This window comes from Duganella radicis (assembly GCF_009720825.1).
GTDB lineage: Bacteria > Pseudomonadota > Gammaproteobacteria > Burkholderiales > Burkholderiaceae_D > Rugamonas > Rugamonas radicis.
This window is the reverse complement of the sequence record NZ_WNKY01000007.1, coordinates 47,578-63,677: the sequence shown is the minus strand read 5'-3', so window position 1 is coordinate 63,677 and position 16,100 is coordinate 47,578. Positions and strand designations below refer to the sequence as shown.

The window sequence follows — 16,100 nt, the reverse complement described above, 5'->3', positions numbered from 1 at the left end:
GACAGGGGACCCATCATGCAAAACTATTTGTTGTTGTTCAGCCTGCTAGCGCTGAACGCCCATGCGACGCCGACGCCGACGCCGCTGGAGCGCGGCCGTTACCTGAGCCAGGCCATCGCCGCCTGCGCCAATTGTCATACGCCGCAAGGGCCATCGGGGCCGCTCGCCGCAAAGACGCTGGCCGGCGGCACCGACTACAGCGGCCCCGGCTTCCAAGCCTATGCCGCCAACATCACACCCGACCGCGAGACTGGCATCGGCCGCTGGAGCGACGCCCAGATCATCACCGCCATCCGCGAAGGCAAGCGTCCCGACGGCTCGGTGATCGGGCCGCCCATGCCGGTCGGCATGTACCGCGGCATTTCCGATCGCGATATGGCGGCCATCGTCACCTATCTGCGCTCGGTGCCGGCGGTGAAAAACAAGGTGCCGAAGTCGGTTTACCATTTCCCCTTGCCACCCAATTATGGTCCGCCGCTGGGCAGGGTGGCCGAGGTCCCGGTGGCCGACAAGATTGCCTATGGCCGCTACCTGGCCGGACCGCTGGGCCATTGTGTCGAATGCCACTCGGCGCCGGGCGCCGATGGCGCGCCGGACGTGGTGCACAACCTCGGTACCGGTGGCGTGATATTCAAGGGGCCGTGGGGCATGACCGTTTCACCCAACATCACGCCCAGCAACCTGGCCCGCTATTCTGACCAGGAGCTAAAGCGCATCATCACCATGGGCATACGGCCAGACGGCACGCAGGTGCGGCCGCCCATGGGGGTCAGCTACTACGCTGGCATGCGCAGCCAGGAACTGACGGCGCTGGTGGCGTATCTGCGTCAGCTGCCGTCCAAGTAAGGGCCAGCGGACGGTGGCGGGGGAGCGAGGCTAGGGCACGCAGCGCAGGGTTTGCGTGCCCATGCCGTCGATGCTGGCCTCCACCACGTCGCCGGCCCGCAGATAGCGGCCGTGGTGGGTGCCGAAGCCAGCCGGCGAGCCAGTGCAGATCAGGTCGCCCGGTTCCAGCCGGGTGTATTGCGACAGATAGGTGATTTGTCCGGCGATGTCGAACAGCATGTCGGCGGCCCGGCCTTGCTGCATGATGACGCCGTTCACGCGCAGGCTCAGCGTCAGCGCGGCCGGATCGGCCACCTGCCAGGCCGGTACCAGCCAAGGACCCGTGGGCAGCAGGCCGGGGCGCGCCTTCGATTGCAGCCAGTCGGTGCCGAGCTTGGGCAGGTCGGCGCGGAAGACACGGTCACGCACGGTCAGGTCGTTGACCACGCAGTAGCAGGCCACATGGCTCATCGCGGCCTCGCGGTCAATGCGCCAGGCGCTGCGGCCGATCACCACGCCGATTTCAATTTCCCAATCCAGCGTGCTCAGGTCGCCGATGGAAAACGCATCCTCCGGCCCGGCCACGCAGGCGCTGCCTTTCATGCACACGTAGGGCGCGCCTTCGCGCTGGCGGGTTGCGATCATCGCCAGCGTGGCGGCCTGGCGCTGCGGCGCCAGCGGTCCGGACGGGCCGTCGTCGGCATCCAGCGCCGCCTCCAGCAATTGATCACGGTAATTGCCGATGGTGCAGTACACCTGTCCCGGCGCCACCGGCGCGTGCAGCTGGCAGCCCGTCATCGGCAGGCCGTGGCGGGCGATCGCGGCGATGCTGTCGGGCGCGCCGCACAGGCGCTCCAGCACCGGCGCATGGTCCGGCCAGTGTTGCAACAGCAGCGCCATGCTGCCGGCCTGCCGCAGTGCGGTGTCTTGCCAGTGGGTGAGCGCCAGCGCGTGGCCGTTGTGCAGCAGGGCGGGGAAGGGGGCCAGGCCGGGGCGCGAAATATTGACGAGTACAGGATGCATAAGTTGAGATGAAGGGGTCAGGCGGCCGCCGGGCCGACGGGCCGTGTGCTGCCGCGTACGATCAGCGTCGGGGGCGTGATCGAGCTATAGGGCGCCGAGTTGGCGGACTTTTGTTTCATGCGATGAACGAACCACAGGCCGCAGGCTGTGGCCAGTTCCGATACCGGCAACGCCACCGTGGTCAAGCCGGGGCCCCACCAGCGGAACGCCAGTTCGTCGCCGAAGCCGGCGACCGACAACTGCCCCGGCACATCGACCCCGCTGGACCACAATTCTTCCAGCACGGCGAAGGTGTGCAGCACCGACCCGGTGACCAGCGCGGTGGGCGGCTGCGGCTGCGCCAGCAGGCCGCGCAGGGCGTCGCGGGCGAACTCGCGCGAGCCCGGCGCGCCCAGCTGCTCCATGCCCTGGCCGTCACCGCCGGCCAGGGCCAGCGCGTCGCGGAAACCTTTGACGCGCGCGCCGCCGGTGGGCAATTCGCCCAGGCTGCCGATGTAGGCGATGCGGCGGTGGCCGAGTTCGACCAGATGCCGGGTCGGCTGGTACACCGCCTGGTAATCGTCGATGCCAAACCATTGCTCGCCCAGCGCGGCATGCTTGCGCAGCAGCTGGATGTGCGGCGTCATGCCCAGCAGGCGCACGGTTTCCGCATGCGGCTTGGCGCTGGGCACGATGATGATGCCGGCGACGTTGGCGCTGGTCAGCTCGCGGATCTGGCGCAATTCGGTCTGGCGGTCATCGTCGGTTTCGGACAAGGTAAGCTGATAGCCTTCCTGCTCCAGGCATTTCGACAGCGCATGCGCCATGGTGGAAAAGAAGCTGTTGCGGATGTCCGGCACCACCAGCCCCACCAGGTTGCTGGAGACGCCGCGCATCATGCGCGCGGCGCGATTGGCGACATAACCCATTTCGCCGGCCACTTCCAGCACGCGTTGCTTCATGCTGGCGCTGATGCGGCTGTCGTCGGCCAGCGCCCGCCCCACGGTGGAAGGGGAAACCTGGAGGCGGGCGGCAATGTCTTTAATCGTGATCATGGGATGGCGAGTGATAGTCGGTATGCACAAACGATAGCGCAAAATTTCCATTTCTTCAAGATGAACACGCTGCTAACAGTCCGATTCAGCTGCGCAAGCGAGGTGCTAACGTTTGCAATTTTCCCGCACCGCGCGCTCGCTGGCGGACAGCTTGAACGCACTCACCAACCGCGCCAGCTTGCCGGCCTGCTCCTGCATGCGCACCGAGGCCGCTTCCGCCTGGCCGGCCAGCCTGGCGTTCTGCCGGGTCATGCCATCCATGCGCAGCACAGCGGCGTTGACCTGGCCGATGCCGATCCGTTGTTCGCCGCTGGCGGTGCTGATGTCTTGCATCACGCAGCTCACGCGGTCCACGGCGCGCACGATGTCGCTGATCGCGGCGCCGGCCTCGTCCACCAGCTTGCTGCCGGCCTCGACCTGTTGCACCGAGGCCCCGATCAGGATTTTGATTTCGCTGGCGGCGCTGGTGCAGCGGCCCGCCAGGCTGCGCACCTCGCTGGCCACCACGGCGAAGCCGCGCCCCTGATCGCCGGCGCGCGCCGCTTCCACCGCCGCGTTCAGCGCCAGGATATTGGTCTGGAAGGCGATACCGTCGATCACGCTGATGATGTGGGCGATGCGGCGCGAACTGTCCTGGATCGCGCCCATGGTGCTGATCACCGCGCCCACCGCCTGCTGGCCGTTGGCGGCGGTGCCGGAGGTGGCGGCCGCCAGCGCGTTGGCCTCCTGCGCCGCCGCCGCGTTGTTGCCGACGGTGGCGGTCAGTCGTTCCAGCGAGGCGGCGGCGTGGCGCAGCGCGCCGGCTTGCTCCTCGGTGCGCGACAGCAGGTCGGCGTTGTCGGCGGCCATGCGCAGCGCGCCGCCGTTGGCCAGCTCGGTGGTCTCCTTGATCTGCGACACCAGCAGTTTGAGATTGGTTTGCAGGATGCGCAGCGAATGGCGTACGCGCTCGATCTCGCTGCCGCCGTCGGCCTCGATGCCGGCCGCCAGATTGCCTTCGCTCATTTCGTCGATCTGCCGTTGCAGCCCGGCCAGCGGCGCGGTGACGCCGCGCGCTAGCAGGAATGGCGCCAGCGGGCATAGGGCCGCGCCCAGCGCGCACAAGGGCGGCAGCCAGCCCGGCACGCTGTTTTCCGGCAGCAGCACCGCCGCCAGCAGGGTGATGAACAGCAGCGCCAGGACTGCGGCCAGCAGCTGCATGCGCGACATGGCCGACCAGCGCGACCAGGCATGCCAGTGACGGCGCAGCGAACGGTGGACGATGCGGCCCTGGTCCAGTGTCACGTCCTTGCTGCCGGCCTGCATCGCGCGGTAGGCCAGCTCGGCCGCGCGCACCTGTCGCGGCGCCGGCTTGGCGCGGATGGTGATGCAGCCGACCTGGCGATGCTGCTCGAAGATGGGCGCGGCAATCATCTCGACCCAGAAAAAGTCGCCATTCTTGCGGCGGCCTTTGGTGACGCCGGTCCAGGTCTTGTTGGCCTTGAGCGTGCGCAGGAAGTCCTGGAATACCTGCGGCGGCGTTTCCGGATGGGCCAGGATGCTTTGCGGCCCGCCCATCACTTCCGCCTCCGCATAACCGCTGATCTGGATGAAGTCGCGGTTGACGTAGGTGATCTTGCCTTGCAGGTCACCCTTGGAGATGATGGTGTCATGGTCGTCCAGCACATACTCGACGCCGGTGCAGTGCGGCAGCGTAGCCATGGCGCTATCGCACCGGCGTCAGATTGGCGGTGTGCCACGCCTGCGCCACCTGCGCCAGATGCGCGAGCGGACGTTGCAGCAGGGCGCTGGCAACCGTGCGCACACGCAGCCGCTGGAATTCCTGCGTCAGGTATTCGACCGGCGACTTGCCGTCGACGCGCGCCAGCAGCAGCGCCGGCAGCAGCTCGGCGGCGCGCGCCTCCAGGCCGCTGCGTGGCTCCCAGTCGGCCAATTCAAAATACGCCTCGGTCAGCGCCTTGAAGGAAGCGATCAGGGCGTCCAGTTGCTCGGGGCGCGCCAGGCACTTCAGCAGCAGATGGCTCAGGCAAAACGCCAGGTCGAAGGCCGGGTCGCCGTACCATGCGCATTCCGCGTCCAGCAGCACCGGGCCGGCCGGGCCGACCAGGATGTTCTTCGGGCTGACATCGCCATGCACCAGGGCGGCGCGGATGCCGGCGGTGCGCAGCGCCAAGTGGTACAGGCGCGGGGCCACCTCGGGATTGCGCAGGGCCGTGGCCAGCAGGTAGGGCTCGAGCCGCAGGGCGCGGAAGTTTTCGCCGGTGTCGAAGGCCTCGGCCAGGGCGCCGTCGTCGGCGCTGGCCGCGTGCAGGCGGCCCAGCAGTTCACCGACGGCGCGCGCGGTGTCGGGGTTGACTTCGCCGGCCATCAGTTGCTGCTTCCAGACCGGATGCTGGAGCGGCTCCAGGAAGGACATGGCGAACAGGCCGGCGCCGCGGTCGTGGGCCAGCGGCTGCGGCACATTGTCCGGGCAATGCTGGGCGGCAAACTGGATCCAGGCCCATTCATAGGCGTTGCGGTTGACTGGCGCCTGCCAGTCGGCGGCCACCTTCAGTTGCGCCAGGGCGCGTTTCACGCACAGGGTGCGTTGCGGCAGGTCGACCCGCCAGATATCGGAGGAAACGCCGCCGGTCAGGGGGTGCCAGTGGGCTGTTTCGGCGGGCTGGGCCAGGCCCTGCGCCAGCAGGAAGGTGTTGAGCGCGGGATCGGGGCAGGTAGCTGGGTGTGTCATGATGGAATCCAGTCAGGAAAAAAAGGGGCCCCGCGCTCAGCGCAGGTTGCACGGATGGTGTGGCGCCTCGCCGCGCAGCACGCGCACCACCTCCTCGGCGGCGCGGCGGCGCAGTTCCGCCAGTGCGGCGTCGGAGGAGAACGCCACGTGCGGCGTGCACATCACACCCGGTTGCGCCAGCAGGTCGGCCGGCACCACCGGTTCCGATTCCAGCACGTCCAGCGCCGCCGCCGACAGCTGGCCGCTCTCCAGCGCCGCCACCACCGCGTCGGTATCGACAATACCACCACGGCTGACGTTGATCAGCAAACTGCCGCGCCGCATCTGCGCCAGCCGGGCGCCATTGATCAGGTGATGGGTGCCGGCGGTGAGCGGCGCGTGCACGATCACGATATCGCTTTCGTCGAGCAGGCGCTCCAGCGTGACGCGGTGGATGCCTTCGGCGTCGGCCGTCATATACGGATCGTGCGCCAGCAGGCGGCAACCGAAGGCGCCCAGCTTGCGCGCGGTGGCGCGGCCGATGCGGCCATAGCCGATCAGGCCGCAGGTCAGGGCGCTCAGGCGGCGCAAGCGCGCGGACGACGGCTCCCACTGGCCGGCGCGCACGGCGCGATCGAACTGCACCAGGCCGCGGGTCCAGGCCAGCGCGAAGCCGACCGCGTGGTCCGACACTTCCTCGACGCAGTAGTCGGGCACGTTGGTGACCACGATGTTGCGGGCGGTCGCGGCTTCCACCGCGATGTTGTCCAGCCCCACCCCCAGGCGCGCCACGATCGACAGGCGCGGCGCGCTGGCGATGGCGGCGGCCGACACCTGCGCCCAGCAGGTCAGGATCGCGGCCGGCTGATGCAGGCGCACCAGTGCCTCGATCGCCTCCGGGGTGGCGGGCGTGGCGGGGCCGCTGATCAGTTGCAGGCCGGCGCGCTCGATGATATTGCGTTCGATCTGGTTGTCGGGCCAGGCGTAGTCAGTCAGTAAAACGGTACGTTGCATGATGTCTCCGGAAGCAGGGTTGTATGCGCTAAGTTTGTCTAACGTTAGCACAGCAATTTTTTAATAGCAAGCTTGAAGCAAGCTGGTGGACTGAGCCATAAGGGTTGAAATAGCAGGAATGGCGCGTAAAAACGCCACTTTTCGCAAAAAAATGAAAGTTTATTGACAGCCGCAAAAACCCATCCTATGCTGAATTCAATGCTAACGATAGCAAATATGTTGCGCGATTGGCAGAAAAGTTGAAGACAATAAAAAATAACGGAGACATCTTGAAAAACTATCTGTGCAAGGCGGCCGTCGCGGCCGCAGTGGCCACGCTCGCATCGGCGGCGCAGGCGCAAACCTCGGTCAACGTGTTCGGCTTGTTGGACGTGAGCCTGAAATCAGTGAATACCGGCGGCGTCTCGGCGGTCCAAATGGCCACCGATGGCATGCTCAACTCACGGCTGGGTTTCCGCGCCGACGAGGACCTGGGCGATGGCATGAAAGCCGGGGTCTGGATGGAAATGGCGCCCATGGCCGACAGCGGCAATATGTACCCCTCCGGCAAGCTGTGGCATCGCCGCTCCACCGTCAGCCTGAGCGGCGGCTTCGGTGAGCTGCGCCTCGGACGCGACCTGAATCCGACCTTCTACAACCTGTGCGGTTTCGATCCCTTCACCGCCGTCGGGGTGGGGGCCGGGTTCAACCTGATCACCAACCTGGGCAGTGGCGCGGCGACGCTGCTGCGCACCGACAACGCGGTCAGCTATTTCCTGCCGCCGGACCTCGGCGGCTGGTATGGACAGGTGCAGGTGGCGCCGGGCGAGGGCGTGGCGGGCAACCGCTATGGCGGCCTGCGCATCGGCTATCAGAAAGGGCCGTGGAACACGGCGTTTGCCTACGCCCGCACCGGCACCGCCAGCGGCGACGACTTCAAGCTGGCCAACGCCGGCGCGTCCTACGATGCCGGCGTGGTCAAGCTGATGGTGCTGCTCAACAGCGCGGAGTACGGCGCGCTGAAGCAAACCAACTGGGAACTGGGCGCCAGTATGCCGGTGGGCGCGCGCGGCCTGGTGCGCGCCAGCTACCAGCGTGCCAATCCGTCCGGCGCCGGCACCGACGCCAACAGCGCGCGCCAGGCGGCGATCGGCTATGTGTACACCCTGTCCAGGCGGACCTCCCTGTACGCCACCTACTCGCATCTGAGCAACAGCGGCGCGGCCGCCTTCAAGGTCGGCACGCCGCCCAACGCGGTGGCCGGCGCCCGTTCAAGCGGCTTTGAACTGGGCGTCATGCATTCGTTCTAAGCTGCTGCGGATCGTCAGTTGCTGCGCTCGACGGTATACGTTTTGCCGCTTTCCAGCGTCAGCTCGTACTGATGGTCCGCGATCTTGCGCAGAGCGCCACGCCCGCTGCGCGGCGGCGTGGCGCTGGTAAAGCGTAGCAGGCCCTGACCATCGGCGGCCGTCACTTTGATCTGCGTCGCACTGGCAAACACCGCGATATCGCCGCGCGGCGTTGGCACTTTCCCTTCGATCCAGCGCAATCCACCGAGCTTCGGTTCGACGATATATGCCGCATAGCCGGGTTGGGTCGGCTTCACGCCCAGATAGTATTTCCCCAGCAGGTAGAGCGGACTGGCGCCCCAGGCGTGGCACAGGCTCATGCCAAAAGGCTTGCCATACATCGCGTAGCGTTCCGGTCCCTTGACCTTGGGATCGTATTGCTCCCAGAAGCAGGTGGCGCCGTCACGCAACATGCCGCCCCAATAATCCTTGATCTGGGCGGTGACGTAGTCGTGCCGGCCGCTTTCCGCCAGCGCCGCCAGCTCATAGAAGCGCATATAAGGCGTGGTGATCTTCTGCACCGTGTCGTTCATCAGGACATTGCGCCTGACCGCCGCCGCCTGCGCGTCGTCAAGGTAGCCGAACATCAGGGCGAACATGGCGGGATGGCGCGTGACCAGCCGATTCAGCCGGCCATCCTTGCGGGCGTGCACGAACACCTGCCGTTGCGTATCCCAGAACGTCGCCATGATCTTGTGCCTCAGAGCCGTCGCCATCTGGCGGTAGGCGGCGGCGTGCGCTTCGTCCCTGGCCAGGGCGGCGCAGTCGGCCATCGCCTCCAGGCTACGGGCCAGCAACAGCTGGATCGTGCTGAGTTCGCCGTCTTTCGGCATGTCGGCCCAGTCGACGAATACCCAGTCGCCCGGCAATCCTTCCAGCATGCCGTTGGCGTTTCCCCGTGCCAGCACGAAATTCATGAGCGACACCATGCGCGGATAGATGCTTTTGACGAAGGCGGCGTCGCCGGTGTACTGATAGTAGTCACGGATGCCGATGAACCAGTACAGCGAATAATCCAGGATGGTGTTGAGGTGCATGTCCACCGGATCGGCGCCTCTCAGCGCCCAGGTCGTCCGCTTGACCGTGTCGCTGTCGAAGAACGCGTAGTAGTTCATGAGGTAGGCTTGTACGGCGTCGCCGGACCAGACCCAGTGGTCGCGCTTGATGCCGTCGATGAAGAACTCGCGCGTGTTCAATTCGAGCGTGCGCATCGCAACATCCCAGATCCTGTTCAGCTGGTCGTCGGAACTCCTGAATGTGCCGCGAGGGGTGACCGGCAGGTATTCATACAGCAGCGACACCTCATCGAAGCCCACGCCGGGATCGAACTCGATGTTGACATAGCGCAGCGCACGCGAGGCGCCGGCGATGAAGTCGCCATCGTTGGCGTTGATCGTGTAATGGTCCAGTGTCTCGCAGGTGCCGGTCGATAGCGCCTCTTCCGGCGATTCGCCGTAATACAGCGACAGCTTGCCGTTCCCCTTGAGCTTGCTTAGCTTGATGAAACCGATGGTTTCCTGACCGAAGTCCACCAGCACGGAATGCGGGCCGCGCTGGATGGCGGCCGGCTTCACTTCAGTGGTCGCCAGCTTGTAACGGGAGGGCGGCTGGCCGGCCGCGCTGAGGTTCCAGCTCGCCGCGGCCACCGCGCCCTCGGCCACGGCTTGGAACGGCCGGGGGGCGACGGTCCAAGTCGCATCGGAATGGACGGTCCTGCCCCGCACGTAGACGGACGGCGGCGACACCGGGTTGTACACCTGGATATTGATTCCATGCTTGCCGGCGGGCAGGGTGATGCGTTGTTGATCGCCATGGACGAATTTGCCATCGATGGCGACGTTATAGGTCCCCTCGACCGCCAGGGTGATTTCCTCCGGCTCCGCCAGCTCAAGCTGGCGGGTGAAATTCATCTGGGGCTGATGGTGGTAAAGGCGCCAGAAGGGCGGCCAGGCCACAGCGCGCTCGACACGCTGGACCTGCATCCGGTTGCTCAACCAGATTTCGAAATCGCCCGGATACCAGATCCAGGTTGCCGCGTCTTGGGCCGAGGCCGGACCGCCGCATGCCAGTGCCAGTGCCAGCAGGATGCCAACAAAAAATGAATGTGGTCGCATCGCCTCATTTTATCGGCAGGCGATGCGGCCGCTACAGGAGTGCGGAAATAATCAATGGCCTGAGCGATCCAGGCCGGATATCCCGCCCAATTACCGATGTGAAAACACGATAGCGCCCGGGGTCAGGGCAGAACCACGTAGTTGCTGAAGCCGCCGTCGCGGTCTTTCAGGCCGGAGATGGCCTGGTTGACGTCCGCCAGCGGAAAGCTGCGGTGCTCCAGATAGGACAGGTCGATGGTACCGGTGCGCACCATGTCGGCCATTTCCTGGCCCTGCGCGGTGGTGAACCAGTTCGAGCCGATCAGCTGGATCTGCTCGTCCATCAGCCACTTGACGTCGATCGGCAGGTCTTCGGCCACGCCGCCGACGTTGACCACCCGGCCGCCACGGCGCACCCCGCGCATGGAGTCGAGCATGGTGGCCGCCGGCGCCTTGGCGCCCAGCGCGCTGATGGCGAAGTCGGCGCCTTCGCCGCCGGTCATGGCCTTGGCCCACTCGCCGGTCGAGCCCTCGCCCAGGCGCATGACTTCAATCCGGTCCGGCGCCAGCGCCTTGACCCGTTGCAGCAGGCGCTCGTCGCGGCCGGTGCCGAGGATGCGCGACAGCCCCATCGCCAGGCCCAGCACGGTGGCCGCCACGCCCAGGGTGCCGGTGATGCCGTCGATCAGCGCCACCTGGCCGGGACCGGCGTTGGCGTTCTTCAGCGCGCCGTAGGAGGTGCCCAGGTAACCGAAGCGGCCGGCCTGCTCGAAGCTCAGGTTGTCCGGCAGGTTGACCAGCGAATACTCCGGCGCGGTCATGTATTCGCTGAAGCCGCCGTACGGATACAGGTCGAAGATGCGCTGGCCGTCGCGGCTGGTGCTGAAGTAGCCGTTCAGGGTGTAGTACTGGCAGTGGCTGCGCTGGCCGGCGCGGCAGGCGCGGCACGAGCCGCACGAGCGCAGCGGGCTGACGTAGACGCGGTCGCCGGGCTTGGCGTTGATCACCGCCTCGCCCACCTCGGCGATCACGCCGGTGGCGTCCAGGCCGAAGATGGCCGGGAACTTGGCCAGCGGCTGGTGCGGGAACCAGGTCGGCCAGTTGTTGATGACGTTGGCCATATTCGGCACGATGCCGCAGGCCTTGACCTTGACCAGCACGTCGTTGGGGCGCGGCTTGGGCACCGGGATGGTATCCAGCGTCATCGGGGTGCCCAGTGCGTGCAGCCGGGCTGCAACCATAGTTTTTTCCATCATTGTCTCTCTTGGTGTGAGGTTGGGTGAGGATTCACGGCGCCAGCAGGGTCACGCCGGGCGGCCGGTAGGCGGCCGGCCAGACGGTGACCCACTTGCCGTTTTGGACTTGCTTGATCTTGGTGGCGGCGACGCCGCTGTTGAACTTGCCGTCAAAGCCGCGCGGGCCCAGCACGGTGTTGAGCTGGTGGCCGCGCAGCCAGGCCGCCATGGCCGGCTCGTCCAGACGGCCGACGCCGTTGACGGCCGCCGCCAGGATCTGCCACGCCGCGAACTCGGCCGCCGCCTGCGATTCCGCCACCGGCCACGGCAGGCCGGCGGCCTTGGCGCGTTCGGTGTACAGCCGGAGGAAATCGGCGGCGCCGGCGTATTGCGAGAACGGCGCGTGGTGCTCGAACCAGGTCAGGCTGGTGACGCCGTTGGCGTGCTGGTTGGCCAGCGTCGGCCCCGGCGCCGGGAACAGATGGAACTGGCGCGGCGGCAGATAGTCCAGGCGCTTCATCGCGTCCAGCAACTGGCTGGCCTCGAGGCCGATGGCGCCCGACCACAGCAAGTCCGGATTGGCGTCCTTGATGCGCGCGGCGATGCCGCCGAAGTCGCGCGTGCCGAACTCGTACTCCAGCGTCAGCACGGTTTTCAGGCCGCGTTTGGCCGCCACTTCCTGGCCGCCCTTGGCCAGGTCCAGCGCCGACGGGAACTTGCTGGTGACGAAGGCGATGGTGCGCGGCGGCGTGGCGCTGCTGGCAAAGGCGTCCAGCAGCACCTCGGTGTCGGCCAGGCGCGGATCGGGGCCTATCGGCAGGGCCGGGAATTGCAGCGGGTAGGGCGCCAGGCTGGGATCGCCCAGGCTGCTCTGGATGAACAGCTTGCCGAAGCGCTGGGCCACGCCCATGGCGGCGACGATGGCGCTGGTGCCATACGGCCCCATCAGCAGATCGACTTTGTCCGCCGTCACCAGCCGTTCGTACAGGGCGCGCGCGTTGGCCGCCTGCGACTGGTCGTCCAGCAGCACCCATTCCAGCTTGCGGCCGAGCAGGCCGCCGCGTTTGTTGATCAGCTCGACGAACACCTCGCCGGCGATCTTGTGGATGCCGCCCACCGGCGCCAGCGGCCCGGTCAGTGGCAAGGTCGAGCCGACCCGGATCGGCGCGCCGGCCGCGCGCGCCAGCGACGGCAGGCCGCAGGACAGCGCCAGCGCGCCGGCGCCGGCCAGGAAGGTGCGCCGCTGTCGCAGCGGCGTTTTATTGTTGTGCATGTCAGTCTCCTGGAGAGGAATGCGTTCAGCGGTAGGCCGCTTCCAGCTCGATGCCCAGCGTGCCCATGATGCGCACGCCGGAGTTGTACCACGCCACGTTCAGCGCCAGTTCCACCAGCTGCTTCTGGTCCATGAAGGCGGCCACCCGGTTCCAGGTGGCGTCGCTGACGTTGACCTGCAGGGTGGATTCCTTCGCCAGCGCCATCACGGCTTTTTCCTCCTCGTTGAACAGCGGCGAGTCCTCGAAGTGGGCGATGGCCTTCAGCTGTTCCGGGCTGATGCCCGCCTTCCGGCCGTGCGACTGGTGGTGCGCGATCTCATATTCGGAATTGGTGCAGTGGCCGACCGTGAGGATGGCCATTTCCCGCAGCTTGGGGCTGATGCCGGCGGCGCGGATGGCGTTGGCGTACGACAAGAACTGGTCGAGTATCTGTGGCGCATGGGCCAGCGCCCGGAAGATGTTGGCGGTGGGGACCTTGCGCTCGCTTTCCAGACGATCGCACAGGGCGGTGTGGTCGGGAAGGTCGGAGCGTTGCAGGTAGGTGACGCGTGCCATGGTGGTATCCTTGTGGGTGGTTTATGGTTGGGCGGCCGAGAGCTTCTGGACGTAGGTCTCCAGCGTTTCCGGCTTCGGCGGCGAGGCGGTGGCGATCTGGACCGCGCCTTCGAACGGCGTGGCTTCGAAATACCAGCGGTGCGGCGCCGGCAGGCCCCAGCGCACATTGGTGCTGAGGGTGGCGGCGTCCCAGCGCACCGGTTCGATCTCGATGTCGATGGTCTGGTAGTGGCTGTTGAACAGTTCGACCCGGTGGCCGTCCGGATCGCGCAGGTAGACGAACAGCATGCCGCCCGGACCATGGCGGCCGGGACCGCGCTCGACCGAGGCCGAATAGCCATAGATGCCGGCCAGGTCGCAGGCGGTGAAGATGTTGTGCGACTCCGACACGGTGTAGGCGAAGTGGTGCAGGCAAGGGCCGTCGTTCTGCACGATGGCCAGGTCGAGGCAGGTGCCCTTGCGGTACATGAAGGCGCCCAGCAGCTGGTCGCCGTGCGCCAGGTATTCGGAGTTGCGGAAACCAAGCCGGCTGTAGAAGGCGCACGAGGCATGGGTGTCGGGCGAGAAGATCTGGTAGTGGTCGAGGCGCTGGCCGTGCGCGCCCTTGAACTTCTCGATCTCCAGGTACATGCGCGGCCGGGTTTCCATGCTGGCGCACAGCTCCAGCTTGGTGCCGTAGGGATCTTCCACGTGCAGGGTGCGGCCCTGGTGGGCCACCTCGGCCCACTCGGCCGGCAGGCCCTCGGCCTTGAAGAAGGCGTAGGCCAGGTCCAGGTCTTCCTCAAAAAACACGCGGAAGCCGATGCGCTTGCAGGTGGCCGCGCCCTGGCTTTGCACCAGCACCAGGCTGTGGTGGCAGGCTTCGGCCAGACCGCGCAGGTAGCAGGTGTCCTCGGTCTGGTCGGACACCACCAGGCCGACGATGTTGACGTAGAACTCCCGGCTCTTGGCCAGGTCGGCCACGTGCAGCACCACGTGGCTGGCGCGGGTGATGTTGAACGGCGGCCGCAGATTGACTTCGGGTAGCATATAAACCTCGCAAAAAAGTGGGTGGAGCGTGGGGGTCAGGCTGCGGCCGGCGCGCGCAGCAATTCGATTTCGGCCACCAGATCCTGCACCGCCGCCAGCGCGAAGTCCAGGTTGGCAGCGTCCACCAGGCGGCCGTGTTCGATCTTGGTGTGGACCGCGCCGATCACCACCGGCGGCCGGGCGATCACCCGCGACAGGGTGCCGCTCAGGGTCTCGCGCAGCTGCGCCTGGGCCCGCACGCCGCCGGTGATCGCCGGCGAGCAGGTGATCAGCAGCACCGGTTTGCCTTTCAGCGGCGAGGCGAAGGCCGGGCGCGAGGCCCAGTCCAGCGCGTTCTTCAACACCCCGGACATGCCGAAGTTGTATTCCGGCGAACAGATGATGATGCCGTCGCAGTTGGCGATTTCCCGCTTGAAGCCGTGCACCGGGGGGGGCGGCTGGTCGCCGTCCAGGTCCTGGTTGTAGAGCGGGATGGCGTCCAGCGGCAACAGCGTCAGGACCACGTTGGCGGGCAATTTTTCCTGTAGGGTGTGCAGCACGGCGGTGTTGCTGGAGGCCTGGCGCAGGCTGCCCGAGATGCCGATCAGATGTATGGTTTTCATGGCGTGAGTTCCTTGACAGCTTGCGATGCGGAGCCGGCGCTGCGCGCCTGGGGCTGGAAGGGCAGGGCGGACCAGCCGCTGAAGCGCGCCGACTTGCCGAGCGATTCCTCGATGCGCAACACCTCGTTCCATTTTGCCATGCGTTCGGAGCGGGCGAACGAACCGACCTTGAGCTGGCCGGCGTCCCAGCCGACCGCGAGGTGGGCAATGGTGACATCTTCGCTCTCGCCGGAACGGGCCGAGACGATGGTGCCGAAGCCGGCGCGCTTGCCGGCCAGCAGGGCGGCGTGGGCCTCGCTGACGGTGCCGGCCTGGTTGGGCTTGACCAGCACCGCGTTGGCGCTGGCGCTGGCGGCGGCGGCCGCCACCCGGTCGGCGTTGGTGACCAGCAGGTCATCGCCGATGATCTGGCAGCGCCGGCCGTAGGTGGCGGTGAACTGGGCGAAGCCGTGCGCGTCGTCCTCGGCCAGCGGATCCTCGATCGACAGGATGGGGTAGTGGTCCAGCCAGCCGCCCAGCATGGCGATCATCTGTTCGGTGTCGAGCGTGCGGCGGTCGAGCGCCAGTGTGTAGCGGCCCTCGCGGCCGAACTCGGAGGCGGCGATGTCGAGCGAGATGCCGGCGTCGGTGCCGGGGCGCAGGCCGGTGTCGGCGATCGCCAGCACCAGCGTGTCGAGCGCCTGCTCGTTGCTGTCGAAGGCCGGCCAGTAGCCGCCTTCGTCGGCCACGCCTTGCAGCTTGCCGGCCTGCTTCATGCGGGCGCCGGCCGCGCGGTAGACCTCGGCGGTCCATTCGAGCGCCTCGCTGAAGCTGGCGGCGGCCGGGCACATGATCATGAAGTCCTGCACGTCGACCCGGCGCGCGGCGTGGGCGCCGCCGCCAAAGATCTGCACCTCGGGCAGCGGCATCCTGACCGGGCCGCTGCCGGCCAGGTGGCGCCACAGCGGCTGGCCGGCGGCGGCGGCGGCGGCGTGCAGCACCGCCATCGAGGTGGCGACGATGGCGTTGCCGCCCAGGCGGCGGCGCTGCGGCGTGCCGTCCAGCGCCACCAGGCGGGCGTCGATCGCGCCCTGGTCGCCGGCGTTCATGCCGATCAGCGCGGCGGCGATGTCGTGGTTGATCGCGGCCAGCGCCTGGTGCACGTCCAGGCCGCCAAAGCTGCTGCCGCCGTCGCGCAGGTCGAGCGCCTCGCCGCTGCCGGTCGAGGCGCCGGCCGGCGCGATGGCGCGGCCGCTGGCGCCGCCGGCCAGTGTGACTTCGGCCTCCACGGTGGGGCGGCCGCGTGAATCCCAGACGCGCCGCCCGTGCAGGCGAATGATGGTTGTGTCAGTCATGAATTTTCCTCTCGGTTGCTAGGTTAAGGTTGGGGCCGGCCATG

Annotated in this window: 14 protein-coding genes; 2 read left to right on the top strand and 12 right to left on the bottom strand. The window is 67.1% G+C overall.

Annotated elements, in window-relative coordinates:
• Positions 1-15 precede the first annotated feature (15 nt).
• Positions 16-846: a c-type cytochrome gene (locus GM676_RS09075; RefSeq protein ID WP_155463213.1), complete on the top strand. Its 831-nt coding sequence runs from the start codon at positions 16-18 to the stop codon at positions 844-846.
• A gap of 30 nt (positions 847-876) precedes the next feature.
• Here the strand turns inward: GM676_RS09075 and GM676_RS09070 are convergent, their stop codons facing one another.
• The 5 genes from GM676_RS09070 to GM676_RS09050 form a co-directional block, all read right to left on the bottom strand.
• Positions 877-1,848 (bottom strand): fumarylacetoacetate hydrolase family protein, encoded by a 972-nt coding sequence (locus tag GM676_RS09070; protein WP_155463212.1) that lies wholly within the window; start codon positions 1,846-1,848, stop codon positions 877-879.
• 17 nt (positions 1,849-1,865) lie between these two features.
• Positions 1,866-2,882, bottom strand: coding sequence for a LacI family DNA-binding transcriptional regulator (locus GM676_RS09065; protein WP_155463211.1), 1,017 nt, complete (start codon positions 2,880-2,882; stop codon positions 1,866-1,868).
• A 105-nt stretch (positions 2,883-2,987) separates the two neighbouring features.
• Complete coding sequence (locus tag GM676_RS09060; protein WP_155463210.1) at positions 2,988-4,583, bottom strand: methyl-accepting chemotaxis protein; 1,596 nt, start codon at positions 4,581-4,583, stop codon at positions 2,988-2,990.
• Between the two features lie 4 nt (positions 4,584-4,587).
• Entirely contained in the window at positions 4,588-5,613 is a 1,026-nt protein-coding gene (locus GM676_RS09055) for a phosphotransferase family protein (protein WP_155463209.1), read from the bottom strand.
• A gap of 36 nt (positions 5,614-5,649) precedes the next feature.
• On the bottom strand, positions 5,650-6,606 hold the full coding sequence (locus GM676_RS09050) for a C-terminal binding protein (protein ID WP_155463208.1): 957 nt from the start codon (positions 6,604-6,606) through the stop codon (positions 5,650-5,652).
• A gap of 269 nt (positions 6,607-6,875) precedes the next feature.
• On the opposite strand from GM676_RS09050, the gene GM676_RS09045 reads away from it, so the two are divergent.
• Positions 6,876-7,895, top strand: coding sequence for a porin (locus tag GM676_RS09045; RefSeq protein WP_170304264.1), 1,020 nt, complete (start codon positions 6,876-6,878; stop codon positions 7,893-7,895).
• Positions 7,896-7,909: 14 nt separating this feature from the next.
• On the opposite strand, the gene GM676_RS09040 is transcribed toward GM676_RS09045, so the two are convergent.
• The 7 genes from GM676_RS09040 to eno all read right to left on the bottom strand — a co-directional run bounded on the left by GM676_RS09040 (position 7,910) and on the right by eno (position 16,056).
• Entirely contained in the window at positions 7,910-10,048 is a 2,139-nt protein-coding gene (locus tag GM676_RS09040; RefSeq protein ID WP_155463206.1) for an alpha-L-rhamnosidase-related protein, read from the bottom strand.
• A gap of 122 nt (positions 10,049-10,170) precedes the next feature.
• Positions 10,171-11,268 carry an alcohol dehydrogenase catalytic domain-containing protein gene (locus GM676_RS09035; RefSeq protein ID WP_229262603.1) on the bottom strand — a complete coding sequence of 366 codons (1,098 nt, stop codon included), beginning with the start codon at positions 11,266-11,268 and terminating at the stop codon, positions 10,171-10,173.
• A gap of 46 nt (positions 11,269-11,314) precedes the next feature.
• Positions 11,315-12,535, bottom strand: coding sequence for an amino acid ABC transporter substrate-binding protein (locus tag GM676_RS09030; RefSeq protein WP_155463205.1), 1,221 nt, complete (start codon positions 12,533-12,535; stop codon positions 11,315-11,317).
• Between the two features lie 25 nt (positions 12,536-12,560).
• On the bottom strand, positions 12,561-13,091 hold the full coding sequence (locus tag GM676_RS09025) for a carboxymuconolactone decarboxylase family protein (protein ID WP_155463204.1): 531 nt from the start codon (positions 13,089-13,091) through the stop codon (positions 12,561-12,563).
• 21 nt (positions 13,092-13,112) lie between these two features.
• The gene (locus tag GM676_RS09020) at positions 13,113-14,120 is read right to left on the bottom strand and encodes a VOC family protein (protein ID WP_155463203.1); all 1,008 of its coding nucleotides are present in this window, start codon (positions 14,118-14,120) and stop codon (positions 13,113-13,115) included.
• A 35-nt stretch (positions 14,121-14,155) separates the two neighbouring features.
• Entirely contained in the window at positions 14,156-14,722 is a 567-nt protein-coding gene (locus tag GM676_RS09015) for an NADPH-dependent FMN reductase (protein ID WP_155463202.1), read from the bottom strand.
• Positions 14,719-16,056 (bottom strand): phosphopyruvate hydratase, encoded by a 1,338-nt coding sequence (gene eno, locus GM676_RS09010; RefSeq protein ID WP_155463201.1) that lies wholly within the window; start codon positions 16,054-16,056, stop codon positions 14,719-14,721. The genes GM676_RS09015 and eno overlap by 4 nt, the downstream gene beginning before the upstream one ends.
• Positions 16,057-16,100 lie beyond the last annotated feature (44 nt).

Bases quoted from the DNA above. Each gene is read 5' to 3' on its own strand.
- GM676_RS09075 (WP_155463213.1), top strand. From the start codon at position 16: ATGCAAAACTATTTGTTGTTGTTCAGCCTGCTAGCGCTGAACGCCCAT.
- GM676_RS09070 (WP_155463212.1), bottom strand. From the start codon at position 1,848: ATGCATCCTGTACTCGTCAATATTTCGCGCCCCGGCCTGGCCCCCTTC.
- GM676_RS09065 (WP_155463211.1), bottom strand. From the start codon at position 2,882: ATGATCACGATTAAAGACATTGCCGCCCGCCTCCAGGTTTCCCCTTCC.
- GM676_RS09060 (WP_155463210.1), bottom strand. From the start codon at position 4,583: ATGGCTACGCTGCCGCACTGCACCGGCGTCGAGTATGTGCTGGACGAC.
- GM676_RS09055 (WP_155463209.1), bottom strand. From the start codon at position 5,613: ATGACACACCCAGCTACCTGCCCCGATCCCGCGCTCAACACCTTCCTG.
- GM676_RS09050 (WP_155463208.1), bottom strand. From the start codon at position 6,606: ATGCAACGTACCGTTTTACTGACTGACTACGCCTGGCCCGACAACCAG.
- GM676_RS09040 (WP_155463206.1), bottom strand. From the start codon at position 10,048: ATGCGACCACATTCATTTTTTGTTGGCATCCTGCTGGCACTGGCACTG.
- GM676_RS09035 (WP_229262603.1), bottom strand. From the start codon at position 11,268: ATGGTTGCAGCCCGGCTGCACGCACTGGGCACCCCGATGACGCTGGAT.
- GM676_RS09030 (WP_155463205.1), bottom strand. From the start codon at position 12,535: ATGCACAACAATAAAACGCCGCTGCGACAGCGGCGCACCTTCCTGGCC.
- GM676_RS09025 (WP_155463204.1), bottom strand. From the start codon at position 13,091: ATGGCACGCGTCACCTACCTGCAACGCTCCGACCTTCCCGACCACACC.
- GM676_RS09020 (WP_155463203.1), bottom strand. From the start codon at position 14,120: ATGCTACCCGAAGTCAATCTGCGGCCGCCGTTCAACATCACCCGCGCC.
- GM676_RS09015 (WP_155463202.1), bottom strand. From the start codon at position 14,722: ATGAAAACCATACATCTGATCGGCATCTCGGGCAGCCTGCGCCAGGCC.
- eno (WP_155463201.1), bottom strand. From the start codon at position 16,056: ATGACTGACACAACCATCATTCGCCTGCACGGGCGGCGCGTCTGGGAT.